The organism is Devosia sp. (assembly GCF_017744655.1).
Lineage (GTDB): Bacteria > Pseudomonadota > Alphaproteobacteria > Rhizobiales > Devosiaceae > Devosia.
In genome coordinates, this window is record NZ_JAGIAW010000004.1 from 276,521 (window position 1) to 302,794 (window position 26,274).

General features: G+C 61.4%; 24 protein-coding genes. 18 read left to right on the forward strand and 6 right to left on the reverse strand.

Annotated elements, in window-relative coordinates; translation table 11 throughout:
- Window positions 1-6 precede the first annotated feature (6 nt).
- A complete protein-coding gene (locus J7557_RS10710) occupies window positions 7-1,014 on the reverse strand; it encodes a Gfo/Idh/MocA family oxidoreductase (RefSeq protein ID WP_291420050.1) in 1,008 nt (335 codons plus the stop codon).
- 362 nt (window positions 1,015-1,376) lie between these two features.
- On the opposite strand from J7557_RS10710, the gene J7557_RS10715 reads away from it, so the two are divergent.
- From J7557_RS10715 to J7557_RS10745, 7 genes are all read left to right on the forward strand, one after another.
- Window positions 1,377-2,096, forward strand: coding sequence for an FCD domain-containing protein (locus tag J7557_RS10715; RefSeq protein WP_291420051.1), 720 nt, complete (start codon window positions 1,377-1,379; stop codon window positions 2,094-2,096).
- Between the two features lie 107 nt (window positions 2,097-2,203).
- The gene (locus J7557_RS10720) at window positions 2,204-3,835 is read left to right on the forward strand and encodes an ABC transporter substrate-binding protein (RefSeq protein ID WP_291420052.1); all 1,632 of its coding nucleotides are present in this window, start codon (window positions 2,204-2,206) and stop codon (window positions 3,833-3,835) included.
- Between the two features lie 81 nt (window positions 3,836-3,916).
- Window positions 3,917-4,879 carry an ABC transporter permease gene (locus J7557_RS10725; protein WP_291420053.1) on the forward strand — a complete coding sequence of 321 codons (963 nt, stop codon included), beginning with the start codon at window positions 3,917-3,919 and terminating at the stop codon, window positions 4,877-4,879.
- A 3-nt stretch (window positions 4,880-4,882) separates the two neighbouring features.
- The gene (locus J7557_RS10730) at window positions 4,883-5,824 is read left to right on the forward strand and encodes an ABC transporter permease (RefSeq protein WP_291420054.1); all 942 of its coding nucleotides are present in this window, start codon (window positions 4,883-4,885) and stop codon (window positions 5,822-5,824) included.
- A gap of 4 nt (window positions 5,825-5,828) precedes the next feature.
- Window positions 5,829-6,839, forward strand: coding sequence for an ABC transporter ATP-binding protein (locus tag J7557_RS10735; protein WP_291420055.1), 1,011 nt, complete (start codon window positions 5,829-5,831; stop codon window positions 6,837-6,839).
- The gene (locus J7557_RS10740; protein ID WP_291420056.1) at window positions 6,832-7,872 is read left to right on the forward strand and encodes an ABC transporter ATP-binding protein; all 1,041 of its coding nucleotides are present in this window, start codon (window positions 6,832-6,834) and stop codon (window positions 7,870-7,872) included. Before J7557_RS10735 ends, J7557_RS10740 begins: the two co-directional genes overlap by 8 nt.
- A 21-nt stretch (window positions 7,873-7,893) precedes the next feature.
- Window positions 7,894-8,817 carry a dihydrodipicolinate synthase family protein gene (locus J7557_RS10745; RefSeq protein ID WP_291420057.1) on the forward strand — a complete coding sequence of 308 codons (924 nt, stop codon included), beginning with the start codon at window positions 7,894-7,896 and terminating at the stop codon, window positions 8,815-8,817.
- Here J7557_RS10745 and J7557_RS10750 read toward each other — a convergent pair.
- Window positions 8,814-9,854 carry an amidohydrolase family protein gene (locus tag J7557_RS10750; protein WP_291420058.1) on the reverse strand — a complete coding sequence of 347 codons (1,041 nt, stop codon included), beginning with the start codon at window positions 9,852-9,854 and terminating at the stop codon, window positions 8,814-8,816. The genes J7557_RS10745 and J7557_RS10750 overlap by 4 nt on opposite strands.
- 75 nt (window positions 9,855-9,929) lie before the next feature.
- Between J7557_RS10750 and J7557_RS10755 the strand changes: the two genes are divergently transcribed.
- Both J7557_RS10755 and J7557_RS10760 read left to right on the forward strand, forming a co-directional pair.
- Window positions 9,930-11,234: an aminotransferase class III-fold pyridoxal phosphate-dependent enzyme gene (locus J7557_RS10755; protein WP_291420059.1), complete on the forward strand. Its 1,305-nt coding sequence runs from the start codon at window positions 9,930-9,932 to the stop codon at window positions 11,232-11,234.
- An 8-nt stretch (window positions 11,235-11,242) separates the two neighbouring features.
- On the forward strand, window positions 11,243-11,716 hold the full coding sequence (locus tag J7557_RS10760) for an ureidoglycolate lyase (RefSeq protein ID WP_291420060.1): 474 nt from the start codon (window positions 11,243-11,245) through the stop codon (window positions 11,714-11,716).
- Window positions 11,717-11,738: 22 nt separating this feature from the next.
- On the opposite strand, the gene J7557_RS10765 is transcribed toward J7557_RS10760, so the two are convergent.
- Window positions 11,739-12,473: a GntR family transcriptional regulator gene (locus J7557_RS10765; protein ID WP_291420061.1), complete on the reverse strand. Its 735-nt coding sequence runs from the start codon at window positions 12,471-12,473 to the stop codon at window positions 11,739-11,741.
- Window positions 12,474-12,615: 142 nt separating this feature from the next.
- On the opposite strand from J7557_RS10765, the gene J7557_RS10770 reads away from it, so the two are divergent.
- From J7557_RS10770 to galE, 9 genes are all read left to right on the forward strand, one after another.
- Window positions 12,616-14,187: an ABC transporter substrate-binding protein gene (locus J7557_RS10770; RefSeq protein WP_291420062.1), complete on the forward strand. Its 1,572-nt coding sequence runs from the start codon at window positions 12,616-12,618 to the stop codon at window positions 14,185-14,187.
- Between the two features lie 126 nt (window positions 14,188-14,313).
- Window positions 14,314-15,279 carry an ABC transporter permease gene (locus J7557_RS10775; protein WP_291420063.1) on the forward strand — a complete coding sequence of 322 codons (966 nt, stop codon included), beginning with the start codon at window positions 14,314-14,316 and terminating at the stop codon, window positions 15,277-15,279.
- Window positions 15,279-17,267: a dipeptide/oligopeptide/nickel ABC transporter permease/ATP-binding protein gene (locus J7557_RS10780; RefSeq protein ID WP_291420064.1), complete on the forward strand. Its 1,989-nt coding sequence runs from the start codon at window positions 15,279-15,281 to the stop codon at window positions 17,265-17,267. The genes J7557_RS10775 and J7557_RS10780 overlap by 1 nt, the downstream gene beginning before the upstream one ends.
- Window positions 17,264-18,085 carry an ABC transporter ATP-binding protein gene (locus tag J7557_RS10785; protein WP_291420065.1) on the forward strand — a complete coding sequence of 274 codons (822 nt, stop codon included), beginning with the start codon at window positions 17,264-17,266 and terminating at the stop codon, window positions 18,083-18,085. The genes J7557_RS10780 and J7557_RS10785 overlap by 4 nt, the downstream gene beginning before the upstream one ends.
- Window positions 18,086-18,094: 9 nt before the next feature.
- The gene (locus J7557_RS10790; RefSeq protein ID WP_291420066.1) at window positions 18,095-19,027 is read left to right on the forward strand and encodes a dihydrodipicolinate synthase family protein; all 933 of its coding nucleotides are present in this window, start codon (window positions 18,095-18,097) and stop codon (window positions 19,025-19,027) included.
- An 11-nt stretch (window positions 19,028-19,038) separates the two neighbouring features.
- Window positions 19,039-19,713, forward strand: a complete 675-nt coding sequence (locus J7557_RS10795; RefSeq protein WP_291420067.1) for a putative N-acetylmannosamine-6-phosphate 2-epimerase — start codon at window positions 19,039-19,041, stop codon at window positions 19,711-19,713.
- Window positions 19,710-20,567: an ROK family protein gene (locus J7557_RS10800; RefSeq protein WP_291420068.1), complete on the forward strand. Its 858-nt coding sequence runs from the start codon at window positions 19,710-19,712 to the stop codon at window positions 20,565-20,567. The genes J7557_RS10795 and J7557_RS10800 overlap by 4 nt, the downstream gene beginning before the upstream one ends.
- 395 nt (window positions 20,568-20,962) lie before the next feature.
- Window positions 20,963-21,688, forward strand: a complete 726-nt coding sequence (locus tag J7557_RS10805) for a Crp/Fnr family transcriptional regulator (protein ID WP_291420081.1) — start codon at window positions 20,963-20,965, stop codon at window positions 21,686-21,688.
- Window positions 21,689-21,722: 34 nt separating this feature from the next.
- Entirely contained in the window at window positions 21,723-22,709 is a 987-nt protein-coding gene (gene galE / locus J7557_RS10810) for a UDP-glucose 4-epimerase GalE (RefSeq protein WP_291420069.1), read from the forward strand.
- A gap of 185 nt (window positions 22,710-22,894) precedes the next feature.
- Here galE and J7557_RS10815 read toward each other — a convergent pair whose 3' ends face one another.
- The 3 genes from J7557_RS10815 to J7557_RS10825 all read right to left on the reverse strand — a co-directional run.
- A complete protein-coding gene (locus J7557_RS10815; protein ID WP_035077704.1) occupies window positions 22,895-23,554 on the reverse strand; it encodes a response regulator transcription factor in 660 nt (219 codons plus the stop codon).
- A 130-nt stretch (window positions 23,555-23,684) separates the two neighbouring features.
- Window positions 23,685-25,028, reverse strand: a complete 1,344-nt coding sequence (locus tag J7557_RS10820; protein WP_291420070.1) for an HlyD family type I secretion periplasmic adaptor subunit — start codon at window positions 25,026-25,028, stop codon at window positions 23,685-23,687.
- Window positions 25,029-25,049: 21 nt separating this feature from the next.
- Window positions 25,050-26,274: calcium-binding protein (locus J7557_RS10825; RefSeq protein ID WP_291420071.1), on the reverse strand; the 1,225-nt coding region annotated here is incomplete at its 5' end.

The window sequence follows — 26,274 nt, forward strand, 5'->3', positions numbered from 1 at the left end:
TTGGCCTCAGCGGGTTATCGAGACGATGACGCGGTCTTGCCAGGACTTTTTGGCGGCAAGGGCAATCTGGAGGTTCTGGCGGGCTTCGCCCAGGGTCGCGAGATGGCAGGGTTTGCCTTCGAGCGCGTCGAGCATGGCATTGGCCTGAATGGTGAAGCGGGCCTGATGGGCTTCGGTCGGGACGAGACCGTCCATGTAATCGTGGCGGTCTTTCCACCGGCCGCTGTCGTCATCGGCAAAGCTGAGGACGGAATGTTCTAGGAAGAGATTGCCTGATGTGCCGATGAAAGAGGCTTGATTTATATTGGGTTTCTGGAACTGGTTGATGGTCACATTGGCCATGGCGCCGTTTTCGAAACAAATATTTACGAGGCAGGTGTCCTCGGTTTCGGTGCCTTCGAGGACCAGCCGATCATACATGGCGCCGACGGCGACGGGCTGGCCCATGAGCCAGATCAGCATATCGAATGTGTGGCTGGCGGCATCGAGAATGGCCCCGCCGCCCATCTCCGGGCGGGCATAATAGGTGCGCTGGAAGTCGGGGCGGTATTTGGGAAATTCCTGCGAGGAATTGACGTAGGCGAGCTTTAGCGCCCCGATCTTTCCGTCGTGGATTTGTTGACGGACTGCTAGCACTTCGGGGGCGATGCGGCGGATATAGCCAACGCGGGCAAGGATGCCGGATTCCTCCACGGCTTCGAGCGCGGCGTCGACGCCATCCATGGTCACGGCGAGGGGCTTTTCGACCATGAAGGGGAGCTTTGCCGCGGCGCACTTAAGCATGAGTGGTACATGCAGATGGGCCGGAGCACAGATGACGGCGAGGTCGAAGGCCGAAAGGTCGGCTTCGTCGAGATCGGCATAGCTGCCGACGAGCGAAAACATCGCTTCGGCCTCGGCGCGCCGCTCGGGGTGCGGCTCGACGATAGCGAGGCTTGCGCGCCCTGTTGCCGCATAGCCGCGCAGGTGGCGGCGGCCAATGCCGCCGCTGCCGATAATCAGAACCCTCGTCATTCGATCCCCATCCCTCGGATCAAGCGCAATTTTCGAATGCCGCTTGACACTCCAAAAAACTATGTTGTTATGTTAATGAGATAGCTTAAGCTGTCAACAACGGTTTTTGCGGTTTAACGAGGGAGTTTGGCTGCTAATTCCGAGTTTCATAGAATTATCTTTCGTGAAATTGAATTTCTGTGCGATTTCGTGAAACAAATTTTTCAGGAGGGCGATCATAAATGTCGAAAATAGCTGCTCCTGAAGTCTCAAAGTTCAATTCTTTCAACGTATCTAGTCGTTTTGGTCGACCAAAGTCAGAAAATTTGACACCAAACTCAGCTTCGTGGTTGCGTGTAAAGCGCGATCAGGAGGGGGACGCAGTGACTTTTGGTGCGGCTGACATTGCCGGCATGCTCGCGGAGGAAGTGCATGGGGGCATTCTCGAAGTGGGCGCCATGCTCCCTTCCGAGCGTGACCTGTGCGATCGCTTTGGTGTGGGCCGGACGACAATCCGCGAGGCGGTGAAGCGTCTCGAGGCTATGCGACTGGTGGAACTGCGCAAGGGATATCGGCCGCGTGTTGCCTATCCGACGCTTACGCAATTGATGGGTAGCATTTCGGCGGCGTCCGGGCTGTTCTTCCGGGGCACCGAGGGCGGCGCGCATATGGAGCAGGCGCGGCTCTTTCTCGAAACGAGCCTTGCGCGCTATGCGGCGCAATCGGCGACGCCGGCCCAGATCGGCAAGATGGTTGCGGCTATCGAGAAGGGTGACAAGGCGCTCGACGACTTGCCGGCCTTCCGGATTGCCGATGTGGAATTTCACCGGGCGCTGGCCGAGGTGCCGGGCAATCCGATCTTCGTTGCGCTGCACGATGCGTTCGTGGGCGGGCTGATGATGTCGCGGCCGGGTCCGAAGGATGTCGTGAGCCACAACCGGCGCAGCAATGACGAACACAAGGGCGTGGTCCAGGCCATCATCGCGCATGACGCGGAGGCCGCTGTCACCATCCTGACGAAACACCTGACGCGTAATTACGCGATCTACGTCAATCACGTGCTGACCCCACTCGAGGACAGCAACGAGGACCCGGAGGTTTGAAGCAGAACGACTGACTACAAGCGGTGTGGAGACCGCGATCGTCCGGCGTCACCGAGTGGGGATTCGGCCCGGACCCATTGAACAAGTTTCATAACAGGGGAACGCAGATGCAATTCAAGAAACTCATCGCCGTCGGCCTTGCCGCGCTGATGTCGACGACCGCGATCGGTCATGCCCTCGCGCAGCCGATCAATGAAAATCCATTGTCCGATCCGCGCGTGCGCAAGGCCATTGCCTATGCCATCGACATGGACACAATCATCGAGACCATCTTCGAAGGCCAGGCGGTTCGCGCCATCGGCATGCTTCCGGATGGCCCGAACAAGCCCACCGACCTGATCCACTATGACTATGATCCGGACAAGGCCCGTGCGCTGCTCGCCGAGGCTGGCTGGGATTCGAGCCGTGAGCTCGACATGGTCTACTATTATACCGACCAGGCGACCGCCGACCTCATGGCCGCACTCCAGGCCTATCTTGCCGATGTCGGCATCATCGTGAACTATCGCCTTGTCGAGGGCGATGTCGCTTCGCAGATTTCCGTCGTGCCGGATGATCCGGTGAACGGCCCGTCCAAGGTGACCTGGGACTTCCTCTATGGCGCCCGTGCCGCCCTGGCCCTGCAGGAATATTTCAACCGATACGCCTATGGCCTCAAGCCGATGATCCCGAACATTCCGCGGATGAACGAGCTGGTCGCCAAGGTCAACGGCACGACCGATCCCGAAGTGCAGCGTGAGGGCTACTTCGAGATGGAACACTATATCAACGAGAACGTCACCCAAATCCCGCTCTATTACCAGCAGCTCTATACCTATGAGAGCGATCGTCTGCACCGCAACGATGCGCCTTATGGCAACGAGCAGTACAATTACAACTGGGGCGTCGAGAACTGGACCATTGATCCCGACGCGTCGGGCAAGGCGGTGATGTATACCAATGCCGGTCCCGCGCAGTTCTTCGAAGTGCCGTGGCAGAACCTCGGTATCTGGGTGGCCAACAAGTTCGCCTTCGACACCGTGCTCGAAGCCGATGGTTCGCTCACCCCGATCGGCGGCGAAATGGCCGATACCTATGAGATCAGCGAAGACGGTCTGACCTTCACCTTCACGCTCAAGGATGGCCTGACCTGGCATGATGGCGAGCCGATCACGGCTGATGATGTCGTCTGGTCGATCGGCGCGGCAGCCAAGTTCCCGGTTACCCATCCGGTGGTGCAGTCGACGCTGAAGAAGATCGAAGGCGCCGATGCCTTCATCAAGGGCGAGGCCGATACTCTGGCCGGCGTCAGTGCCGAGGGCAACACCGTGACGGTGAAGTTCGCGACGCTCGACCCCAATGTGCTCCTGAGCTTCAGCCAGTTCGCACCGCTCCCTGCCAAGTATTTCGAAGGCGTGGACCCGGTGACGCTGCAGCAGGCGCCCTATTGGCAGAAGCCGATCGGCTCGGGCCCGTTCAAGATCGACGAAGTGGTGATGAACGACTACACCACGCTCGTTCCCTTCGAGGGCTATCACAAGGGTACGCCGAAGATCGAACAGATCATCGCCCGTCCTTCGAGCGACAATGACGGCAACCTCCTGGTCAATGCCCAGGCCCAGAAGGCCGACTTCGGCTACACCAAGGCGGCGGGCGACGTGCCGGGGCTCGAAGCCCTCGACTATATGAATGTCCACCCGATCGACATTCCCTATACCCGTATGCTCTGGATCAACCAGTTCCCGCATCCGACGAACTGACCCTGACTGTGGGGGCATTGGCAGCAATGCCGATGCTCCCACGGCTTTTTTCCTTTTATCGACGGGGATTGGCCAGACACCATGCTGACCTACATCATCAGGCGCGTCCTGATCCTGATCCCGATGGCTTTTGTCATCTGCTTCCTGGTCTATCTGGGACTTGAACTCACGCCGGGAGACGCTGTCTCCCACATGATCAATCCCGATGCCGCGGGCAGCATGAATCCGGCCCAACTCGAGGCCCTGCGTCAATCGCTGGGGCTCGGGCAGCCGTTTCATGTGCGGTTCTGGTCGTGGTTCACCAACCTCCTGCAAGGCAATTTCGGCTACTCGATGAGTGGCGGGGTGCCCATTGCCAATATCATTGCGACGCGCCTGCCGGCTACGCTGGAACTGGCCGCGGTGGCGCTGGTGTTTTCGACTGTCATCGGCAGCCTCCTCGGCGTCGTCAGTGCCCTCAAGCGCGGTAGCAAGACCGACAGCGCGCTGACCGTGATCGGCATGCTCGGCGTGTCGATCCCCGAATTCTTCTTCGGTCTCGTGGCCATTTCGATCTTTGCGCTCAACCTCGGATGGTTTCCGGTCGGTGGGCGCTCCATGCCCGGCTATCTGACGCTCTGGGACCGGCTACCGCATATGGTCATGCCGGCCATGGTTCTCTCGATCATGCTGACGGCGGGTGTGATGCGCTATGCGCGTTCGTCCATGCTCGATGCCTTGAGTCGCGACTTCATCAAGACAGCCCGCTCCAAGGGCCTGCCGGAATGGCGGGTCAATCTGCTGCACGGCTTTCGCGTCGCGCTGACGCCTGTCGTGGTTTTGATCGGCTTCCGCCTGCCGGTTCTCATCGGCGGTTCGGTGATCATCGAGCAGGTGTTTCAGTGGCCGGGGATCGGCAATGAATTCATCTCGGCCGTCCGTTCGCAGGACTATCCGGTGGTGATGACCATTGCACTGCTCTCGGTCATGGCGGTGCTCGTCGCCAGCCTCATCGTCGATATTCTGACCGCGGTGATCGATCCGCGCGTGCGCCTGGGAGAATAGTTCATGTCAGGCCCCAACTATCCCACCACACGCCGTCGCACCCGGCTGGATGCGCAGTTTGACCGTATTCGCGCCCGTGAAGAGGCTGGCCTCGCCAAGTCCGGCGGTGGCTCGCGTGCGGTCAAGAAATTCCTCAACAATCGGCTCGCCGTCTTTGGGCTCGTTGTCTTTGCCATCATCATTTTCGCATCGGTCTTCGCGCCACTGCTGACGCCTTATGATCCAAACAAGATCGACCTGCGCGGCATGTTGCAGGCGCCGAGCTGGGAGCATTGGTTCGGCACAGATCGGACGGGGCGCGACCTCTTTGCGCGTGTGCTCTATGGCGGCCGCATATCCATTCTGGTCGGTCTCGGCAGCGCAGTCCTCGCCGCCATCATCGGCGTGTTGATCGGCGTCTATACCGGCTATGTCGGCGGGTGGCTCGATGCGCTGGCCATGCGTGTCTCGGAAATCTTCATGTCGTTTCCGCAGATCATTCTCGTCCTGATGCTGGTCTCCATTCTGGGCCAGTCGCTGCTCAACCTGATGCTGATTTTTACGCTTACCGGCTGGGGCGGCATTTACCGCATGGCGCGGGCGCGCATGCTGAGCCTGCGTGAGGAAGAATATGTGCTGGCGCTGCGCAGTTTTGGGCTCAGCCGGCCGCTGATCGCCTACAAGCACATGCTGCCCAATGCGCTGGGACCGATCATGGTCAATATCACGCTCTCGACGGCGGCCTTCATCTTGCAGGAGGCGGGGCTGAGCTTTCTGGGGCTTGGTGTGCCGCTCTCTATTCCGACCTGGGGCAATATTCTCAATGTGGCGCAGGATATTCGCGTGCTGCAGACCAATTGGTGGATTTGGCTGCCGGTGGGCGTGGTGATTTCGCTCTTCGTGCTGAGCGTCAATTTCATTGGCGACGGTCTGCGCGATGCGACCGATCCGAGCCAGCAGGGGTGATGCGATGACCGCTACTCAAGACATCGCCATCAGCGTGCGTGATCTGAAGACGTTCTTCTATACGAACAACCGCTGCAACAAGGCGCTCAACGGGGTGTCCTTCGATATCAAGAAGGGCAAGACGCTGTGCATCGTGGGGGAGAGCGGCTGCGGGAAATCCGTGACCGCCGCCTCGATCATGCAGCTTTTGCCGACACTGTCGCGGATCGAGCAGGGCGAGATCATCTATCACGCCGACCGGGGCGACATTCCGCTCCATGCGCTCGAAAAGAATGGGCGGCACATGCGGCGCATTCGCGGGGCTGAGATCGCCATGATCTTCCAGGACCCGATGACGGCGCTGAACCCGGTCTATTCGGTGGGTTTCCAGATCAAGGAAAGCCTCAGATACCACATGAAGATGGTGGGGCGGGCAGCGCATCAGAAAGCCATTTCGCTGCTCAAGGAGATGGGCATTGCCCTACCGGAAAAGCGGGTGAACGATTTTCCGCACCGCTATTCGGGCGGTATGCGGCAGCGCGCCATGATCGCCATGGCCATGGCCTGCAACCCGAAGGTGCTGATTGCCGACGAGCCGACGACGGCGCTCGACGTGACCATTCAGGCGCAGATCTTCGAGCTGATGGACAAGCTCAAGCGCGAGCATGGCACGGGGATCATGCTGATCACCCATGACATGGGCGTCGTGGCTGAACTCGCTGACGATGTGGCCGTGATGTATATGGGCAATATTGTCGAGGCGGGGACGGTGGACGAGGTGCTGCGCCAGCCGACCCATCCCTATACCAAGGCGCTGCTCGCCTCGGTGCCGGTGCTCGGCAAGGGCAAGAACCAGGACATCAAGGCTATTCGCGGCTCGACGCCCGATCCGCTCAATCGCCCCAAGGGCTGCCAGTTTGCCGACCGCTGCGATTTCGCAACGGCGCAGTGCCAGACCATGCCCGAAGAAACCCATATTACGCCGACCCATCGGGTCATGTGCTGGCGCTACAAGGAGCTGGTCCCCAATGGCTGAGAACAAGGACGTTATCCTGCGGCTGCGCGGGGTGAAGGCGCATTTCCCGGTCAAGGCGGGCGTGTTCAAGCGCACGGTGGGCCACGTGCGGGCCGTCGATGGCGTCGATATCGACGTCTATCGCGGGGAAGTGCTGGGGCTTGTGGGTGAGAGCGGCTGTGGCAAGACCACGCTGGGCAAGACCATTTTGCAGCTGGTGCGCTCGACCGAGGGCGAGATCGTCTATCGCTCGCCGCAGGACGAGGAATCGGACCTGACCAAACTCGACAATGCGGGGTTGGTGCCGTTTCGGAAGCGCTTGCAGATCGTCTTTCAGGACCCGCATTCCTCGCTCAATCCGGCTTTTACGATCTTTGGATCGCTGGAAGATCCGCTGAAGAAGTATGGCGTGAAATCGCGGGAGGAACGCCGAAAAATCATCGGCGATCTGCTCGAAGCGGTGAATATGCGGCGCGAATATATGGATCGCTATCCGCATGAGTTTTCCGGTGGGCAGCGGCAGCGCATCGGTATTGCCCGGGCACTGAGCATCGAGCCGGAGCTGATCGTCTGCGATGAGGCGGTGTCGGCGCTCGATGTGTCGATCCAGGCGCAGGTGTTGCAGCTTCTTATGAAGCTCAAGGAGGAGCGGAAGCTCACCTATATCTTCATCACGCATGACCTCTCGGTCACCGAATATATCTGTGACCGGGTGGCGGTGATGTATCTGGGGAAGGTCGTGGAGCTCTGTCGCTCCGAGGATCTTTTTGCCAATAACCTGCACCCCTATACCGAGGCGCTGCTCTCGGCCATTCCGGTGGCCGATCTCGACAAGAAGAGCGAGCGCATTGTCCTGCAGGGCGACGTGCCGAGCCCGGTCAATCCACCCTCGGGGTGTCCGTTCCATCCGCGTTGCCGCTACGCCAAGGATGTCTGCAAGTCCGTGGTACCGCCGCTCAAGCGCTATCGCACCGGCGGGCACGAGCATTTTGCCGCCTGCCATCTCATCGATTTGCCGGAAGCGACGGAAGAGCCCGTCGTCCTTTCGGCCTGACCTTTCAACCCGGAGACGGAATTGTCCGCACTTTCCAAGATCAAAGGCGTGTTGCCCGCGCTTGTTACCCCGTTCGACGAGAACGAGAATTTTGACGAGGGGCGTATGCGCGCCGTTGTTGATTTTCTCATCAACCGCGGTGTCGACGGGCTCTATGTGACCGGCAGCACAGGCGAAGCCTTCATGATGTCGCCCGAAGAGCGCAAGCGGGCGCTCGAGGTGGTGACGGATGAGGTCAAGGGCCGGGTGCCGGTGATCGCCCATATCGGGGCGATCAGTACGCATCTGTCGATTGATCTGGCCAAGCATGCCGAGAAGGTGGGGGCGGATGCGCTCTCTTCGGTGCCGCCTTTCTATTGGGGTTTCTCGCAGGACCAGATCGTTTCCTACTATGCCGACATCACGGCTTCGACCGGGCTGCCGATGTGCGCCTATAATGTGCCGCTGGCGGGGCTGTTTGGCTTCGATCTGATCAAGAAACTGGCCGATATTCCGGGCGTCGAGGGTATCAAGTATACCGCGTCGACACATCACGAGATCATGCGGATCAAGGCCGAGATCGGGTCGGATTTCATCATCTATTCGGGTGCCGACGAGATGGCCATGTCGGGCCTCGCCTTTGGCGCCGATGGCATTATCGGCAGCTTTTACAATTGCATCCCCGAGATCTATCTGGCGCTGAATGCGGCGGTGGCGGCGGGGGATATGGAAAAGGCCAAGGCGCTGCAGGAAGTGGGCAATGCCGTGATCTTCTTCACCCTGGCGCGCAATCCGATTGCGGCGATCAAGCGGGCCATGGCCTGGCAGGGGGCGGATGCCGGCTATTGCCGCAAGCCGTTCGGCAATTTCTACAGCGAGGCCCAGGAAGAAAAGCTCAAGGACGAGTTCCGTGCTTTCAAAACGGAACGCGGCCTGACGGGCGTCAATTTCCTGGACGCAATCTAGGCGACAGCGGCGCGGACGTCAGTTCGCGCCGCATCGACGAGGCTACGGGCCGTGTCGTGGAATAGGGCTTCGCGCTGTGCGGGGCTGAGACCCAATTGGCGGGCGCCGCGCTTCATGGCGCGCAATTGTTCGTAGCGGATATAGGTCATGCGGCCATCGCAATGGCCGAGCGAAAGCTGGTGATTGGTTTCGGAGAGAAAGGCCCAGGCAAAGCCGAAGGCGATGTATTTGCCGCGCATCGGGCCGATCATGTCGTCGCTGCCGTACATGACGCGATCGACGCCGACGCCATTGTAGAGCGCGTCGAGGGCATCGGCTTCGCAGACGGTTGAGGTGTCATACCAGACATTGGGCAGACCGCTGAGGCTTGCGGCGGCTTTTTCGATGGCCCAGGCGGAATAGGAGCGGGCGCAATGGGCGAGAATCCAGCGGACGCGCGGGTATTTTTCGCTCAGCCGCAGCATTTCCGAGATGTTGTCGGGGTCCGAAATCGCCCGGCGTTTGGAGAGGTGCATCATGACGATGAGGCCGAGGCGATCGGCGAGGGCGATCTGATGCTCGGGGAGGAAGTCGGTAATCGAGGCTTCGGCGCGGTCGGCACTCGTGGCGTAGACCAGATAGGGTTTCAGGCCGATGGCGCCGGTGCGTTTCAGGGTCGCGAGGATTTCGGCCTCGCTCATGCTTGGATGGACCAGCATCAGGGCGGCGGAATCGGCGCTCTTGGTGGCTTCATTGGCGACATAGATGTTCGAAGCTTCGAAGTCGCATCGGCCGGCAAAGGGGAACGGGAATGCCAGGCGTTCGACCTGTCGGCCGGGCAGGAGGGCGGCGTCTATTTCGTGGGCCAGTTTGGTCGTCACCTCGGGGAAGTAGCGGCCAATGCTGGGGGCATAAGGGCCGGTTTCCTTGTCGGGATTGAGGTTGAAGGCCCAGCGATAGATGTGGGTGTGCACGTCGAAGACGCGACCTGGGACGAAGTCCTCCAGCTCCTCCGCCCAGATGCGCTGGTCGAGATCGGTGGGCGTGAAATCGTACATGGCGGTGCTCCCCTTTTGCCTTGAACTATCATGTTACACTGATAACAATATAACTAAAGCGCAAGGGAGGATTTCGTGGGGGCGGGACAGGAACTCTGGAACAAGGCCAAACGGTTGATACCGGGCGGAAATATGCTGCTGTCCAAGCGCCCGGAAATGTTCCTGCCCGAGCAATGGCCGGCCTATTTCAGCAAGGCCAAGGGCTGCCGGATCTGGGATCTCGACGGGCGAGAACTGATCGACATGACGATCATGGGCGTCGGCGCCAATACGCTCGGCTATGGCGACGAGCGGGTCGACGCGGCGGTGGTCACGACGGTGGTGCGGGGCAATATGTCGACGCTCAATGCTCCCGAAGAGGTGGAACTGGCCGAGCGGCTGGTAGAACTGCATCCATGGGCCGACATGGCGCGCTTTGCGCGGACGGGCGGCGAAGCAAATGCAGTCGCTATTCGCATAGCGCGGGCGGCTTCGGGGCGGGATGGCGTTGCCATTTGTGGCTATCATGGCTGGCACGATTGGTATCTGGCGTCCAATCTCGGGGAGGACGATAGCCTTGCCGGACATCTCTTGCCGGGGCTCGATCCGCAGGGCGTGCCGCGGAACCTACGCGGGACCGTCTTTCCGTTCGGCTTCAACGATATTGCGGCGCTTGAGGCGCTGATCGCGACCGGGAAGATCGGTGTGATCATGATGGAGGTGGCGCGGACGTTTGATCCGTCGCCGGATTTCCTGAAGAAGGTGCGCGAGCTGGCAACGGCCAATGGCATCGTGCTGATCTTTGACGAGTGCACGTCCGGCTTTCGCCAGAGTTTTGGCGGGCTGCACAAGCTTTATGGCGTCGAGCCCGACATGGCCGTGTTCGGCAAGGCGCTGGGCAATGGCTATGCGGTGACTGCCGTGATTGGCCGTCGCGAGGTGATGGAAGCGGCGCAGAACAGTTTTATCAGTTCAACCTTCTGGACCGAGCGGATCGGTTCGGCGGCGGCGCTGGCAACGCTCGATGTGATGGCGCAGACCCAGTCCTGGGAGGTGATTTCAGCGATTGGCCGGGACATCACGCGGCGCTGGCAGGAACTGGCGGCAAAACATGAGCTCGGGATTGCGACGTCGGGCCTGCCGGCGTTGACCGGTTTTGGCTTCAAGGGGCCGAATGCTGCTGCCTACAAGACGCTGATCAGTCAGGAGATGCTCGACAAGGGCTATCTGGCCGCAACCAGCGTCTACACCTCTCTCGCCCATACGCCCGAGATCATCGATGGCTATTTCGACGCACTCGATCCCGTCTTTGCGCTCATTGCTGAGTGCGAGGCGGGACGGGATGTCGGCTCGCTCTTGCGTGGCCCTGTCTGCCATGCCGGTTTCAAACGTCTCAACTAGGACCTCTTATGACTCTCGTTCTCAAGGCCCGGCCGGTGGATGCCGCGGCGCTCGCTCCCTATGCAACAGTGCTCAGCGCGGCCGATGGGAAGGCGCGGGCATTTCCCGAAGTGATGGAAAAGGACGATGTGGCAGGGGCGCACGCCTTCACTATTCTCTGTCCGAAACCCGCGGATGGCGTTGTGCGTGTTGCCGCGCTGGAGCGGCATCCGCATTCGACGCAGAGCTTTGTGCCGATCAAGGCGGGGCGCTGGCTCATTCTTGTGGCGCCGAAGACAGTTGACGGTGCGCCTGACATGGATGGCGCGCTCGCCTTTGTCGCCGGGCCTGAAGACGCGATCTGCATCGGAAGGGATGTGTGGCATGCGGGGCTGACCGTTCTCGATCAACCGGCGCAGTTCGGCATGATCATGTGGAAAGCCGACGCTGCCGAGGATGGGGTGCTCTGGCAGCTAGACCAGGTGGTCGAGGTGGAGATTTAGCGGCTGGCGGCTCTGAAAAGCGCTACCCGTGCCCACCTTCAGATCGGCTTTTCAGCATGCGCAAGAGGGGTTCGTAGTGGTCCACGACTGCCTTGCGATAAGCATCGCCGTCGCCTGATCGGGCGGCCGTGTACATATCGCTATGAGCCTTGGCGGTTTGGCGAAGATCGGCGGGTAAAGCCAGGTCGAGCCGGGGCAGCACGGCGGTGTGAATGTCCCAGAAGGCGGCGACGAGCTGGCCGGCGAGCTGGTTCCTGAGGGGAGCGAGCAGCCTCGTGTGGAACTGGCGGTCTTCGTAGAGAAAGGCTTTGCCGTTTTCGGCGCTGGTCAGCATCTGATCGACGAGGCGGGGGATTTCTTCGTCGACGTGACCGGAATGGGCAGCGACGACATCATCGGTCAGCGCGAGGTCGAGCGAGCGGCGCAGGTCGACGACGTCACGCAGGGCCGCAAGGTCGTCGCCTGGGGAGAGGACGCCCCGGAAAACCAGAGTTTCCACAAGCGGAGCAAGGCTCATCTGACCGACGACGGTGCCGGTGCCGTGGCGGACTTCGACGATGTCGAGGGTCGCGAGCGTGCGGATGGCTTCGCGAACCGATGAGCGGGAGACGCCCAGCTCCTGGCAGAGCTCGGTTTCGGTCGGGATGGGGTCGCCCGGATGCAGACCCCGCAGTAGAATCAGGCGCTTGATCTCTTCCGCAGTCGTGCTGCGACGCATCCGAGATTCATTGCTGGTCAGCTCAGCAGGACCGTTCATCCCCGATTCCCTTTGTTGGTCGCCCCGCGGGCTGGGCCGCAGTTTTGGCAGTTTGGCCGGGCGAAACAAGAGGGGTTGCGCCGGCCCTCGTTAATCTCTAGAAGACATCAGACGTCTGATGTCAACTGGAGGGTTCGTATTCATGCGTGATAAGGGTTTTGGAATTTCTCGGCGTGCGCTGTGCCTTGCGGCAGGTGCCTTTGCGTCCATGTGGATGCTGGGAGCCGGTGCTTATGCTCAGGACGTGCCGGAAGGCATTGATCCCGATGCGACGATCCAGGCGGCAATTGCCTATGGGTTGAATGGTACGTTTGATCCGATGAGCGCTTCGGGCGCCGTTACCGTCGCGGTCAACTGGCACCTGTTCGAAGGTCTCGTGGACCTCGATCCGGTGACGCGCGAGCCCTATGCGGCGCTCGCAGCGGAAATGCCGGTCAGCGAAGATGGGCTGACCTACACGATCAAGCTGCGTGAGGGCGCGGTTTTCCACGATGGCACGCCGGTGACGGCGGATGATGTGGTGTTCTCGTTCGAGCGCGTGCTCGATCCGGAATCCAAGTCGCTGTTCCGCTCGTTCGTGGCCTTTGTGGACACGGTCGAGGCGGTGTCGGCTGACACGGTGAAGATCACGACGAAGTATCCGTTCTCGCTGTTCAACCAGCGCCTCGGTTCGGTGAAGATCGTGCCGAAGGCCGCGGTTGAAGCTGATGCCGAGGCATTTGGTACGCAGCCGATCGGTACGGGGCCGTACAAGCTGATTTCGGCGACGCCGGAAGCGCAGATCGTTTTCGAGCGCAATGATGCCTATACCGGCCCGCGCCCGGCGCTGGCCAAGGACATGGTCTGGAACCTGATTGCCGACCCCTCAGCCCGCGTCAATGCGCTGTCCTCGGGCACGGTGATGGCCATCGAGGACGTGCCCTATATCGACGTCGATGCCGTCGCAGCCACCTCGACGCTCGAAAAGGCACAGTCCTTCGGGTTGCTGTTTGCGATGTTCAACACGCAGGCTGAGCCGTTCGACGACGTTCGCGTGCGCCAGGCATTCTTCTATGCGCTCGACATGGACAAGATCATCGGTACCGGCATGCTCGACAATGCCGTCGCTGCGACCTCTTTCCTGCCGGCGACGCATCCGAACTATCATGAAGCGGCGGTGGTCTATGACTACGACCCGGAAAAGGCCAAGGCACTGCTCGCCGAGGCCGGTACACCGACGCTCGACATCACGCTGATGAGCACGGACCATGGCTGGGTGAAGGACGTGGCGCCGATCATCAAGGAATCCCTTGATCAGGTTGGGTTCAATACGACGCTCGATATCGGGCAGTCGGGTGGCCAATATGGCAAGGTCGATGCCGGCGAAATGCAGGTGATGATTGCCCCGGGCGATCCGTCGGTTTTCGGCAACGACCCCGACATCCTGATGCAGTGGTGGTTTGGCGACAATGTCTGGCCCAAGACCCGTTATCGCTGGGCTGAAAGCGAAGGCTACAAGGCGCTGACGGCGCTGCTCGAAGAGGCACAGCGCCTCTCGGGTGACGAGCAGCAGGCCAAGTGGAACGAAGCCTTTGACCTCCTCTCGGAAGAAGTGCCGCTCTATCCGCTGCTGCACCGCCAGCTGCCGACGGCGTGGAATGCCGACGAGCTTGAGGGCTTTGCGCCGGTACCGACCACGGGCCTTTCCTTCCTCGGTGTCGGCGTCAAAGAATAGACGCTGAACTGCCTGGGCGCCGGTTGTTCTCCCGCGGCGCCCGGGTGGCCTCTTCTGCAACGCATGTCTTTGGCCCGAAACCGGTGTCCACTTTCGGGAGACATGCTTTTGTGAGCGAGCCCCAAAATGTCAAAAGTGCTGAACCTGATCGCGCGCCGGCTGGTGCAATTGCCGATCATGATCCTCGGGATCACCTTCCTCGTTTTCTTCGTCATGTCGTTTTCGAAGATCGACCCGGCCATCACGGCTCTGGGCGAGGGGGCGTCTATCGAGGCGCGGCAGGAATACCGGCTCGAGCATGGGCTCGATGATCCGCTGCTCACCCGCTATGTGCGCTTTGTGTCGGGGCTGGCGCACCTTGATCTCGGGACTTATTCGGCGCGGCAATTGCCCGTCATCGACGAGGTTTTGCGGGCTTTCCCGATAACGCTGCAGCTGACGTTTCTGGGGCTGATCTTTGCGGTGGCGGGGTCGCTGGTACTCGGCGTTGTCGCGGCGATCTACCGGGATCGCTGGCCGGACCAGGTGATCCGCGTGCTCTCGATTGCTTCGCTTTCGACGCCGTCTTTCTGGCTGGCCGTGCTGTTGATCCAGCTTTTGGGCAACAAGGTCGGGATCTTTTCGATGTTGCCGACCTCGGGAAAGCTGCCGGTGCTCACCGAGGATTTTGGCGGCTGGCTTTATCGCATGCTGTTGCCGGCGGTGGCGCTGGCGGTGCCGGTTATCGGGCAGCTTTCGCGGGTCGTTCGTACGGCGGTCGTTGAAGAGCTGGACCGGGACTATGTGCGCACGGCGCTAGGGGCGGGCATTCCGCGGCATGTCGTCGTTGGGCGCAATGTGCTGCGCAATGCGCTGATTACCCCGATCACCGTTCTCGGCCTTCGCATCGGCTACCTCATGGGTGGCGCGGTGGTGATCGAGATCATCTTCAATATCAACGGGATGGGCATGCTGATCATGAACGGCGTGACGAATAACGAGCCCAATTTGGTGCAGGGCGTGACCCTCACCGTGGCCCTCGCCTTTGTCGTGATCAATGTCGTCGTCGACCTGCTCTATGTGCTGGTCAACCCGCGCATCAGGACAATCTGATGATCAGGACCGAGACTACTCAAAAACTCTCCGCGCCGGGCATGCGGCTTGCGGGCCTGCGGCATCTGCCGATGACGTCCAAGATTGCGTTGGGCCTGCTGGTCGCGGTTGCGCTGATGGCGGTGTTCGCGCCTCTGATTGCGCCGTTCGATCCGCTGGCGACCGGGCTGACGCGTGGCCCGGCGGCGCCGGATGCGGTGCACTGGTTTGGCACTGACCGGCAGGGGCGCGATGTGTTTTCTCGCCTCGTGCATGGCGCGGGATCGTCGCTGGTGATCGGACTTGCCGCTACCGCGGTGGCGCTGCTGGCGGCTTCGGTGCTGGGGGCGATTACGGCGACGGCGCATAAATGGGTCGCCGAGGTGATGATGCGCGGGCTCGACATGGTCATGTCGTTTCCGGGCATTGCGCTGGCGGTGATGCTGGTGACGGTGTTCGGGCAGTCGTTGCCGGTGCTCGTCCTGACCATTGCCTTTCTCTATACGCCGCAGCTTACGCGGGTCATTCGGGCCAATATCATCGGGCAGTTCGGCGAGGACTATGTCGCGGCCGTGCGGGTGATGGGCGCTTCGACGCCGCGCATCCTGATCCGGCATGTGGCGCGCAATTGCCTCGCGCCGATCCTGGTCTTTGCCACGGTGCTGGTGGCCGATGCGATCGTCTTTGAAGCGTCGCTGTCGTTCATTCAGGCCGGTGTGCCTGATCCCGAGCCGTCTTGGGGCAATGTGATGGCGGCCGGTCGGCAATTGGTGATGTCGGGTGGCTGGTGGCCGACGCTGTTTGCCGGGGCGCTGATCACGACGACGGTGCTTGCACTGAATATTCTGGCCGAGGGTATGACGGACGCCATGGCGGCGCCGCGTAGCCGAACGCAGGTCAATGCGGCCGCGGTGGAAGCCGCGATTGAGCGGGCGGAGGCGCCGAAGGCTGCCGTTTCGACCGAAGTGGTGTCGCTGCATGAGCGGCTAGCGCAGTTGCGTCAGGTGGAACAGGCTCGTGGAGGTCGGCTGGTCTATGCCGGTGGCGCGGCGCCGCTGCTCGAAGTGCGCAATCTCAGCATCGCCTTTCCGCGGCACGGGTCGGTCAATGTGGTGGACGATGTTTCGTTCAGCGTGCGGCCGGGCGAGACCATGGCGCTGGTGGGCGAGTCCGGTTGCGGCAAGTCGATTACCTCGCTTGCCATCATGGGGCTGCTGGACCCGCGAGCGAAGATTTCGGGCGAGATCCTGTTCGAAGGGCAGAACCTTCTCACCATGACCGAGCGGCAGCGCAATGGGCTGCGGGGCAAGGGCATTGCCATGATCTATCAGGACGCGCTGTCGTCGCTGAACCCGGCCATGCTGATCCGCTCGCAGATGAAGCAGTTGACCTCGCGCGGCGGGACGCGCAGTGCCGAGGACTTGCTGGAGCTGGTGGGGCTCGATCCCAAGCGGACGCTGAATTCGTACCCGCATGAGCTTTCGGGTGGGCAGCGGCAGCGTGTGCTGATTGCCATGGCGCTGACGCGCAATCCGAAGCTTGTCATTGCCGATGAACCGACGACGGCGCTCGACGTGACGGTGCAGAAGCAGGTGGTGGAACTGCTCAACCGGCTGCGCGAGGAACTGGGCTTTGCCATGCTGTTCGTGTCGCATGACCTGGCGCTGGTGGCCGAAATCTCGCACCGCATTGCGGTGATGTATGCGGGGCAACTGGTGGAGCAGGGCAGTAGCCGGGAAGTGCTCACCCAGCCGATCCACGAATATACACGAGGCCTGCTTGGCGCTGTGCTCAGCATCGAGGCCGGTGCGTCGCGGCTGCATCAGATCAAGGGTGCGGTGCCTTCGCCGCGGGAGTTCCCCAAGGGCGATCGCTTTGCGCCGCGTTCGGCTGATCCCAGCCGCAATGCCGGGGTTGTGCCGGTGATGCGGCAGGTGGCGGGGACGTCGCATTTTTACGCTGCCCATCCTGAAGACGAAGCTGTTGCGGCGCTGGAGGCTGGCAAATGAGCACGCCCGTTATTGAACTGCGCGACGTTTCGGTGGATTTCCGCACGCGCTCGTCCTTGTTCAGGCCGCAGGTTTTGCGCGGGGTGGATACGGTTTCGCTCTCGGTGCGCCGGGGGCAGACGCTGGGCATTGTCGGCGAGTCCGGGTCAGGCAAGTCGACGGCGGCGAAGGTGCTGGTCGGGTTGATTGAGCCGAGTGCCGGGCAGGTGATGTTTGGCGGTGAAGTTGTCAGGCGCTTTGATGCGGCGACGCGGAAGCGGATTGGCCGGGTGGTGTCGGTGGTGTTTCAGGACCCGGCGACGGCGCTCAATGGGCGCATGCTGGTGCGCGATGCGCTGACTGATCCGCTGGAGGTGCATGGCATTGGCGATGCAGCGAGCCGGCGGGCGCGGGTGGCGGAGCTGGTCGGGCTCGTGGGCCTACCGCAATCGGTGCTCGATGCCATTCCGGCGCAGCTTTCGGGTGGTCAGCGGCAGCGTGTTGCGATTGCCCGAGCACTGGCGCTGGAGCCTGAGGTGATCGTCGCCGACGAACCGACTTCGGCGCTCGACGTTTCGGTGCGGGCGCAGATCCTCAACCTCCTGCAGGACCTCAAGCGCGAGCTGGGGCTGGGCATGGTGTTCATCTCCCATGACATCCAGACCGTGCGCTACATCGCCGACGATATTGCGGTGATGCGGCACGGCAAGGTCGTCGAATTCGGGCTTGGTAGCCAGGTCCTATCCAATCCCTCGCAGGACTATACGCGCACGCTTCTCCAAGCGGCGCCGAGCCTGTTGCAGGCGCAGAAACCAACTCCCTCATCCCTTACGATCTGAGACTTCATCATGACCAAGCATACCTATCAGGGCATTATTCCGCCCATCGTCACGCCGCTTAATGCCAATGGCAGCATCAATTATGGAGACCTCGAAAAGCTCGTCGAGCACCTGATCGTCTCGGGCGTCGATGGTATTTTCGCGCTGGGGTCGACGGGGCAGGTGGCCTATCTCACCGATGCAGATCGCGTTGAGATCGTGAAGGCTGTCAGCAAGACGGCGGCGGGGCGGGTGCCGGTGATTGCCGGGGCGATCGACCTGACGGCGGCGCGGATTGCCGAGGGCGCCCGGGCGCTGGTGGCGGCGGGGGCTGATGCCATTGTCGCGACGGCGCCGGTCTACACGATCAATGATGAGGCGGAGGTTGCTGACCACTTCCGGCTGATCCGAGCCGGGATCGATGTGCCGCTTTTTGCCTATGACATTCCGGTGCGCGTGCATCGCAAGCTGTCGGCGAAGCTGCTGGTCGAGCTCGGGAAGGAAGGCGTCATTGTCGGGGTGAAGGATTCCTCGGGCGACGATGTTGGCTTCCGGCGGCTGATTGCCATGAATGAGGCGGCGGGGCATCCGCTGGCGCTGTTTACCGGCCACGAAGTGGTGGTGGACGCGATGGCCTTGATCGGGGCGGACGGTGCGGTGCCGGGTCTCGCCAATGTCGATGCCGGGGCCTATGTGCGGCTCTGGGCTGCGGCAAAGGCGGGCAGGATCGACGAGGCGATGGCCGAACAGGACTATCTCAATCGCCTGTTTGAAATCGTCTTCTGCTCGACGGGGCGCTCGGGCGATGCGGCTGGTGTTGGGGCCTTCAAGGCGGCTATGGCCGAGGTGGGGCTCTTGAGTTCGGCGACGATGACGGCGCCGATCAAGCCTCTTGATGGTGCAACCATCGACAAGATTCGCGCCATCGTGAAGGATGTCGGCCTCAAGAATCGAGCTGCGTGAGAGGCGTTGGGATGAGTGTGCTGCAACGGCTCAAAGGCGGCCTCGTCGCCTCGTGCCAACCCGTGGATGATGGTCCGATGGATCGGCCGGAGATCGTTGCGGCCATGGCCCAGGCGGCTGTGGCGGGCGGTGCGGTGGGGCTGCGGATCGAGGGCGTGGATAACCTCCGCGCGGTGCGGCCAGTGGTTGATGTGCCGATCATTGGTATCGTCAAGACGGACCTGCCGGATAGCCCGGTGCGGATTACGGTGACGGTGGAGGATGCGTTGGCGCTGGTCGATGCCGGCGCTGATATCATCGCCTATGACGCGACGCCGCGCGGGCGGCCCAGTTCGCGGGAAGATGTGCTGGCGGCCATTCTGGGGCGGGGGCGATTGGCTATGGCTGATTGCGCTAGGCTTGAGGATGGGCGAGTTGCCGTTGCCGGTGGTGCGGCTGTGATTGGCTCGACCTTGTCGGGTTATACGGCCGAGACTGAGGGGCGGCATGAGGGGCCGGATTTTGAGCTGATTGCGGCCTTCCGGGCGCTGGGCGGCTTCGTGATGGCCGAGGGGCGGATCAACACGCCGGAGCTGGCGGCTCGGGCGATCGCGGCGGGTGCCGATGCGGTTACCGTCGGGAGCGCGCTGACGCGGCTTGAACATGTGACTGGGTGGTTTGCCTCGGCCGTGCGGAGTGCCAGATGAGCGTTTCGGGTTTTGCGGTTGATCTCGGCGGCACCAAGACGGCGGCGGCGCGTATCGAGGATGGGCAGGTCGCGGCCCGACTGCAGAAAGCGACCGATGCCGGCGCGGGTCTGGACGTGCAGGTCGGGGTGATTGCAGACCTCCTGGCGGAACTGGGCTATGCGCATGGCGAGCCGCTGGGGGTTGCCGTCACGGGGCGTGTCGACCGGCATGGAGACTGGCACGCGATCAATACCGGCACGCTGCGCGGGATCAGTGCTGCGCCATTGGGGGCGACGCTACGGGCACAGTTCGGTGCGCGGGCGCATTGCGCCAACGATGCTGCCGCGGCCGCCCTGGCCGAGGCGCGGCTGGGGGCCGGGCGGGGCGCCTACAATTTTGCCTATCTGACAGTCTCCACCGGCGTGGGGGGAGGGCTGGTTCTGGGCGGCAGACTGATCGATAGCGGCAATGGCCTTGCCGGTCATGTGGGCTTTGCGGGGAGCCGCCTCGGCGACCAACGGTGTGGTTCGGGCCGTATTGGAACCGTCGAGAGCGTTGCCGGCGGGAGGGCGATTGCTGCCGCGGCCGGATTGCACGATGCCCGCTCGGTTTTCGAACATGGCGGCTTTGAGCCGATCATCGACCGCTCTGCGGCGGCGATCGCCGGGCTGATCGGGGATCTGACCGCGATCCTTGGCCTTGATCGTGTGGCCATCGGCGGGAGTATCGGCTTGGCGCCGGGCTATCTGGCACGTGTGCTCGGGCATTTGCAGGATGAACCGGCGCTTTTCCGGCCCGAGGTCGTGCCTGCCGAATTGACCCATGATAGCGGGCTGATTGGCGCCCTGCTGATCGCGCAGGAGACCGCGTAAGGCTGACTCTCGATGTCCGTTTCTATTCCGACATGCGTTGCTTGGGGCCGCCGGGCCCCGGGGAAACTGAAGACACAAAATAGTGAGAATGATTAACATCCGAGGCGCTCAAATTCCCGTCATGTCAGCAGTTTGGGCATTTGTATCGATTTCGAATTGAGCTTTTTCCTTCGGATGGGACCAAGGTCTGATCGGCACGCGACCAACGTCATTTTTCAGGCGGTGCCTTTGTCTGAATATTGATGCGACCATCGTGAATAGAACGCTTCGACTGGCTCGGCTCTAATTGCACTTGAGGGGGCAAGGAGAGTGAAATGACGAATCAGTTTATCCATCGAAGCGACTTTCCTTCGTCATTGAAAAGATTGGCGGATCGGTCGATTGCCTCAGGGCGGATGCGCGAATTCTCTCAAGGGGAGACGATTTACGAATCCGGCATGAAAGATATCGTCGGCTATGTCGTGTCCGGGGCAGTGAAGCTCGTGACGTTTCTGCCCGATGGCCGATCCAATATTATCGGGGTCATCGAGGCGCCGGGTTTTTTCGGACGCATCTTTGGCGTGGCTACCGAATTTACCATCGAGGCGGCCAGTAATGTCATCGTTGCTTGCTTCGAGCGCTCGGCCTTCGAGGCGCAATTGGTGGCCGATCCCGAGCTCGAACGTTTCATCCACATGGAAAACCTGCATCAACTCGATGAGGCGCATGAGCGTATTCTGGTTCTCGCCTGCACCAGCGTCATCGAGCGGGTGTCGACCTTCATGGTGCTAAAACTCCTGGCCGGGTCGGATGAGGATCGCAAGGCTGGGGTCGTGCATGTGCCGATCAACCGGCGCGACTTTGCCGCCTATCTCGCGACGACCGAAGAAAGCGTCAGCCGCTCCATTCAGGCCCTGGTTCGGCGGGGCACCATAGCCGTCATCAATAGTGCAAATTTCCGTATCCTGAAGCGTGCCGACCTGATCGCGATCTCGCGTCAGGACGAGGACTATCTTCGTGAAATGGTTCGCAGCCGCGGTGGCAAGAAGCTGGCGGGGCCAGTGGTGTCGGCCGCGTGGCGAGGCAGCGATGGGGCACGTCGGGCCGAGAGTGCCACGGGCACGGTTGTCGCGGCCGAATAGTTGGCATTCACAAGGCATGCTTCAGGAGGTCGATATGGCGATACTCGTCACCGGCGGGGCCGGATATATCGGGAGCCACATGGTGCTCAATCTCGCCGATGCCGGCGAGACGGTTGTCGTGCTCGACAACCTGGTGACCGGTTTTGATTGGGCGATCGACAGCAGGGCGATTTTCGTGCGGGGCGATGCCGGCGATATCGCGCTGGTCGCACGGTTGATCGAAGAATACGAGATATCGGAAATCGTACACTTTGCCGGCTCTATCGTGGTGCCGGAATCGGTGGTCGATCCGCTCAAATATTACGCCAACAATACCGCAACCTCGCGCAATCTGATCGATGCGGCGGTGCGCGGCGGGATCAGGCATTTCATCTTCTCTTCTACGGCGGCGGTCTATGGCATGACCGGGCTCGAACCGGTGGTCGAGACGAGCCCGCTCAATCCCATGTCGCCCTATGGACGCTCGAAGCTGATGACGGAATGGATGCTCGCCGATGTGGCGGCTGCCCATCCCATGACTTTCGGTGTGCTGCGCTATTTCAACGTGGCGGGAGGCGATCCCGGCATGCGCACGGGGCAATCGACGCCGCATGCGAGCCACCTGATCAAGGTGGCTTGTCAGACCGCGCTCGGGCAGCGGGATCATATCGATATCTATGGGACCGATTTCGATACGCCGGATGGAACCGGGGTGCGCGACTATATCCACGTCACCGATCTCATCGCCGCGCATGCCTTGTTGCTAAAGCATTTGCGGGCCGGGATGGAAAGCAGCACCATCAACTGCGCCTATGGCCAGGGCTATTCCGTGCGGCAGGTGATCGAGGCGGTGCGCGAGATTTCCGGTGTGCCATTCCGCGTCAACGAAGCGCCGCGCCGGGCGGGCGATCCGGCTTCGGTAACGGCGACCGGGCAGAAGGCGCGCATGCTCTTGGGCTGGGTGCCGCGGCTCAATGATCTCTATACGATTGTCGATACGGCTTTCGCCTGGGAACGGCATTTGATGCTGCGCAATCGCTGAGGTTTTTGGGCATTTGTCGCTGAGTGTGCGGGCGCGCGCCATGTCATTCCCGCGAAAGCGGGACGGTGGGCTCCCTGTTTCAGCGCCAGGAGATTCCCGCTTTCGCGGGAATGACGCCGTGGTTTTGGAAAGTCGCGTTGGTCCAGGAGGCCTTGCCCGGTGTGTTGGGAACAGGCACCTGCCCCTCAGGAGCGGGCGTCGGCCTGTTCCTGGCTGAGGCGCGAGGCGATGACGACTTCCACGCGGTTGCGGGCCTTGAGCTTGAGCATGAGACCGGTCATGTAGTGCTTTACGGTCTTTTCGCTGATGTGCAGGGCCGCCGCGATCTCGCGATTGGTGCGGGCTTGCATGAGGTGGCCGACGATCTGCTTTTCGCGGACATTGAGGCGCACGGCTTCGTCGAGCGCCTGGCGGCGGGCGCGATCGCGCAGGCCATTCATGACCTGGCTGGCATATTGCCGGGTGACGAACATCTGGTCGGCCATGACCGTATCGATGGCTTCGAGAAGTTCGGAAGATGGGCTGCCCTTGAGGGCAAAGCCGGTGGCGCCGGCATCGAGCGCCTTAAGCGCGGATTCGATGCTGCAATAGGCGGTGAAAACGACGATCTTGGTATCCGGGGCGGTCGCCCCGATCTGGGCAATGGTCCGGAAAACATCGCCCGGCATGCTCAGATCCATGATGATGACGTCGGGGGCGAGGGTCCGGACCAACTCCATGCTGGCATCGGCGCTGTCAGCCTGCCCCACGATCTCGTGCCGGTCGCTTCCGGCGAAAAGCGACACCATTCCGGCAAGTAAAACCGGATGGTCGTCAGCGATTGCAACTCTGATAGGTTTCCTCATTGCGCACTAGCAGTACTTGCCTGCGACCCCACTTTTCCTTGCACTTTGAAGCCTACGACTTAATTAAGGATCGGTAAATTCCCTTTATTTGGGAGTTTGCAAATGTGATTAACCCGAATGTCAGCAGTACTTACTGTTCTCGGAAAGCGCGGGAGATCTGATCGGTGAAAGGCTTGACGAAATAGGCAATGGCGACCTGCTCCTGGGTCTGGACGAAGACTTCCACGGGCATGCCGGGAATGAGGCCGCGATTGCCCAGAACCGAGAGATCGCCGGTGACGCTGGCTTCGGCCACATAAAAACTCTGGCCGCTCTGCGGGTCGCTGGTGGCTGCGGCCGAAATGCGCGAGACGACGGCCGGGATTTCCGGGGTCGTACGCTGGTCAAAGGCGCTGAAGCGGAGTTTGACTTCCTGGCCGGGCAGGATCTGGTCGATATCGTTGATGGCGACGCGGAACTCGATGGAGAGATCGGCATTGTCGGGCACGATGGTGAGGAGGCGCTCGGCCGAGCCCACGACGCCGCCCAGGGTCGTGACGGCGAGTTCGTTGACCGAACCGCTTACCGGTGCGCGGATGAGGGTTCGCTCGAGGCGGTCTTCCACGGCCACCAGACGATCGTTCAGCTCGGCGATATTGGCCGTGACGGCGCGCAGCTCGCGCTGGGCCTCGGTATAGGCGACATCGTCGATGGCGAGGATCTGCAGCTTGATTTCGCTGATGCGGGCATTGGAGCGGGCAATGCTGGCGGTCAGTTCGCCCTGGGAACCGAGCATGCGGGCCAGTTCTCGATCGGCGACATTGAGGCGGGTGGTCTCGATGAGGCCCTTTTCGGAAAGCGAGCCCATGCGGTCGCGTTCTTCGCGCGCCAGGGTCAGTTCGTCGGCGAGGGCGGTCGCCTGGAATTGCAGGCCGCCGATTTCTTCTTCGAGCTGGGAAACCTGCAATTGCAGTTGCTCGCGCTGGGACTCGCGGTTCCTCGTCGTGCTTTCGAACAATTGCTGCTCGCCGTGAAGGATCAGGATGGCATCGGGATAGGTGGCGAGGAAATCCAGCGGAAACGAGATTTCCTTGGCCGCGTCGCGCTCGGCGATCAATCTTGATTGCCGGGCGATGAGTTCGGCGAGCTGGCCCATCAGGATCGAGCGCTCGGCGCGGATCTGAACATCGTCGAGGCGAAGCAGGACCTCACCGGAGGTGACGTGCTGGCCTTTGTGGACGTTGATCGCCTGGACCACGCCGCCATCGGGGTGCTGGATGACTTTGACATTCTCGGCGACGAGCACGGTGCCGCTCGAAATAACCGCACCGGAAAGCTTGGCGGTGGCAGCCCAGCCGCCAATGCCGCCGAGCAGCAGGATGGCCGCGATGCTGCCGGTCATCACGCGGCCGCGCAGGGAGAAATCGGAGCTTTTTACCTTGCTGCGGCTGAGATCGGCGCGCGCATAGGGGGCCGACATATCCATGGTCGTCATCTGTTCACTCCTGGTCGCCGATCAGGCGACATGATTGCCGACGGCCAAAGGCAGATGGACGCCATCAAGGGTTATGGAGATTTCGTAGAAGTCGTTGCGATCGACATCGGCCTCGATGATCGTGTGGTCCATGTCGTCGTAGTGGGCATAGGTGATGCGGATCGGCAGGCCTTCCTCGAAGCCATCGTCGATGGCGTCGTAAACGTCGCCAAAGCGCTCCTCTTCGAGTCGCTCCGCTCTTCGCGATATTTCATAATCGGCAACGTGAATGCGGTCGCCGACGACGAAGTCGAGAATGCCATAGACAAGCTGGTGGCTGAGTGTCGGGCGTTCATCGGAAACGGTGAAGATGAAGAGATCGTCGCCACGCCCGCCGGTGACGACGGCGCCGGTGGCGCCGAAGACGAAGGTGTCATTGCCGTCGCCACCGATAAATTCCTCGATGTTCTTGAAGAGGTCTTCGCCGATTTCGTCGCTTGTGGCGATGCCGGCGGCAAGGTCGAGGTGGATGTCGGCCGTGAAGGTTGAATAGTCGAGCGTATCGCGGCCTTCGCCGCCATCCACACGATCATTGCCGGCATTGCCGGCGATCCTGTCGTCGCCAGCGCCAGCATTGACCTCGTCATCGCCTTCGCCGCTGTCGATGGTGTCATTGCCGTCACCGCCCTCGATGACGTCATTGCCTTCGTTGCCGTCGATGGTGTCATCGCCTTGACCCCCATTGATGATGTCGTTGCCTTGATTGCCTGCGATAGTGTCGTTTCCGTCGTTTCCATAGATGACGTCGTCGCCGGTGCCTCCGGAGACGGTGTCGTTTCCTTGTCCGGCGATGATGGTGTCATTGCCTTCGTCGCCCTGGATGGTGTCGTTGCCGGTGCCGCCGTCGATGATGTCGTCGCCGGTGCCGCCGGAGATGGTGTCGTCGCCGTCGTCGCCATGGATGATGTCGTTTCCGGCTTCGCCATAGAGGCGGTCATTGCCAGTTCCGCCGGAGATGAGGTCGTTGCCATTGCCACCGAAGATGATGTCATTGCCGTCATTGCCGAAGAGGGTGTCGTCGCCGTCCCCGCCATTGATGTGGTCGGCGCCAAGGCCGCCGGTGACGCTGTCATTGCCGGCGCGGGCGTCGATGATGTCGTCGCCGGAGAGGGCATCGATGTCGTCATCCCAGGGGGTGCCGGCAAAAATGTCGGCATTGGCGGTGAGCTGCACCTGGTTGCGGGTAATCTCGAGGGTCGCGGTCTGG

Coding starts and splice junctions, on each gene's coding strand:
- J7557_RS10710 (WP_291420050.1), bottom strand. CDS start 1,014: ATGACGAGGGTTCTGATTATCGGCAGCGGCGGCATTGGCCGCCGCCAC.
- J7557_RS10720 (WP_291420052.1), top strand. CDS start 2,204: ATGCAATTCAAGAAACTCATCGCCGTCGGCCTTGCCGCGCTGATGTCG.
- J7557_RS10725 (WP_291420053.1), top strand. CDS start 3,917: ATGCTGACCTACATCATCAGGCGCGTCCTGATCCTGATCCCGATGGCT.
- J7557_RS10730 (WP_291420054.1), top strand. CDS start 4,883: ATGTCAGGCCCCAACTATCCCACCACACGCCGTCGCACCCGGCTGGAT.
- J7557_RS10735 (WP_291420055.1), top strand. CDS start 5,829: ATGACCGCTACTCAAGACATCGCCATCAGCGTGCGTGATCTGAAGACG.
- J7557_RS10740 (WP_291420056.1), top strand. CDS start 6,832: ATGGCTGAGAACAAGGACGTTATCCTGCGGCTGCGCGGGGTGAAGGCG.
- J7557_RS10750 (WP_291420058.1), bottom strand. CDS start 9,854: ATGTACGATTTCACGCCCACCGATCTCGACCAGCGCATCTGGGCGGAG.
- J7557_RS10760 (WP_291420060.1), top strand. CDS start 11,243: ATGACTCTCGTTCTCAAGGCCCGGCCGGTGGATGCCGCGGCGCTCGCT.
- J7557_RS10765 (WP_291420061.1), bottom strand. CDS start 12,473: ATGAACGGTCCTGCTGAGCTGACCAGCAATGAATCTCGGATGCGTCGC.
- J7557_RS10770 (WP_291420062.1), top strand. CDS start 12,616: ATGCGTGATAAGGGTTTTGGAATTTCTCGGCGTGCGCTGTGCCTTGCG.
- J7557_RS10775 (WP_291420063.1), top strand. CDS start 14,314: ATGTCAAAAGTGCTGAACCTGATCGCGCGCCGGCTGGTGCAATTGCCG.
- J7557_RS10780 (WP_291420064.1), top strand. CDS start 15,279: ATGATCAGGACCGAGACTACTCAAAAACTCTCCGCGCCGGGCATGCGG.
- J7557_RS10785 (WP_291420065.1), top strand. CDS start 17,264: ATGAGCACGCCCGTTATTGAACTGCGCGACGTTTCGGTGGATTTCCGC.
- J7557_RS10790 (WP_291420066.1), top strand. CDS start 18,095: ATGACCAAGCATACCTATCAGGGCATTATTCCGCCCATCGTCACGCCG.
- J7557_RS10795 (WP_291420067.1), top strand. CDS start 19,039: ATGAGTGTGCTGCAACGGCTCAAAGGCGGCCTCGTCGCCTCGTGCCAA.
- J7557_RS10800 (WP_291420068.1), top strand. CDS start 19,710: ATGAGCGTTTCGGGTTTTGCGGTTGATCTCGGCGGCACCAAGACGGCG.
- J7557_RS10805 (WP_291420081.1), top strand. CDS start 20,963: ATGCGCGAATTCTCTCAAGGGGAGACGATTTACGAATCCGGCATGAAA.
- galE (WP_291420069.1), top strand. CDS start 21,723: ATGGCGATACTCGTCACCGGCGGGGCCGGATATATCGGGAGCCACATG.
- J7557_RS10815 (WP_035077704.1), bottom strand. CDS start 23,554: ATGAGGAAACCTATCAGAGTTGCAATCGCTGACGACCATCCGGTTTTA.
- J7557_RS10820 (WP_291420070.1), bottom strand. CDS start 25,028: ATGACGACCATGGATATGTCGGCCCCCTATGCGCGCGCCGATCTCAGC.